General features: G+C 59.7%; 1 protein-coding gene and 1 pseudogene. One reads left to right on the top strand and one right to left on the bottom strand.

Annotated features, from left to right (window positions below):
- Positions 1 to 149: pseudogene (locus IVA78_RS31155) on the bottom strand (IS256 family transposase); the annotation flags it as partial.
- A gap of 885 nt (positions 150 to 1,034) precedes the next feature.
- On the opposite strand from IVA78_RS31155, the gene IVA78_RS31150 reads away from it, so the two are divergent.
- Positions 1,035 to 1,403: transposase (locus IVA78_RS31150; RefSeq protein ID WP_247469327.1), on the top strand; the 369-nt coding region annotated here is incomplete at its 3' end.

The following is a 1,403-nucleotide window of genomic DNA, read 5'->3' as shown; positions in this document are numbered from 1 at the left end:
CCGCCGTGACATCCGCCTCCATCATCGTGCCGAGCGCCTCGATCCCAGCCGCAAGGCAGAACCGATCGAAGCTCGCCCGCACTTCTGCAAACGCTTCGTTCACAGCTCCCGGTCGCCGGCCAGCCAGCCGGTGTGATATCTCTCGTCATGGCGTTGCTCTCCTTTGTGGAATCAGCACCCCGAGCCTACCGGCTCAAGGTGGGCAACGCCGACCTCTTCAGGATTTCAACACAACCCGGGACATCCCCGAAAAAGAGGCCTCGCTGGTCTATGCAGTGAGCACGACTAAAGTCGCCTAGCATCCCATCCGCCTTCAGGGTCGCCGGAAGCTGAGAATGCAACTGCCCCCAGGGAGGGGTCAATCTCAACCCGTTAGCAGAACTCGACACTGACGATCGCGGTGATCAAATTAGTATCGACTTGGGAACGGCTATTTCTGCTCGAGCCGTACTTGAGTACTCGCGATCCGATTGGGTGAGTGATCTGCACGATGTCCAGCCGGTGCGCTCTGCCAAAGAGGTTATTGTCGAGTACTCCGCTCACCCGGATGAAACTGTACGTGAGGTCTGGCGACGGCGGCTTGCTCGTGCAGGACATTCGGTCTCTAGAAGATGCTCACTCGCCCACCGACTCCGCGCTGGAAGCATGGCCATCGAGCCGGCCATGAAATTTAGGATAGATGAGAAAGACACGGGCCTGCGCGCTGCCGCGCGCTTGCATGTTCATGGCCCGCACGGAGAGTACCTTCCGCCGAAAGGACACCAGCGGAAGGTCAATAAAGAAATTGCTCGGAGACCTGTTGGCCGACTTCGCAAACGGCCTAAACCAATATGCCTATGTGGATGGGTATTGCACCGTCGACATTCCGGTCGGTCTCGTTCTCGTGAAATAACCAGAGGCTTTGAGGTGCGCCCACTCTGGCGCATCGTCGACATTGATGAGAACACCGAGATCCTCACCTTCGAGTTCGCTACAGTCGGGCCGCTGGTTGATATGACCGTGGAAGAAAACGCGGGACGGGACAAACCGATCTTCTGCGCTCGCGGCTGGACGCGATCATCGATATGGGGCACCCGCTGGTGAAGCTGGCGGGGACAATCGACTGGTCGTTCCTGGAGCAGCGGTTCGGGGCGGTCTACGAGGACAAGCCGGGCCGGCCGCCATTGCCGACGCGGCTGATGGCGGGGCTGGCGATCCTCAAGCACACCTACGACCTCTCCGACGAGGTCCTGTGCGAGCGCTGGGTGGAGAACCCCTATTACCAGTTCTTCTGCGGCGAGGAGTTCTTCCAGCACCGATTGGTGTTCGATCGCTCTTCGCTGACGCGCTGGCGCCAGCGGATGGGCGAGGAGAAGCTGCAGGCTTTGCTGCAGGAGAGCCTTTCGGTTGCCACCAAGACCGAG

It is taken from the genome of Bradyrhizobium sp. 137, assembly GCF_023074095.1.
Classification (GTDB): Bacteria; Pseudomonadota; Alphaproteobacteria; order Rhizobiales; family Xanthobacteraceae; genus Bradyrhizobium.
The sequence above is the reverse complement of the archived record's forward strand: the minus strand, read 5'-3'. Positions and strand labels throughout refer to the sequence as shown.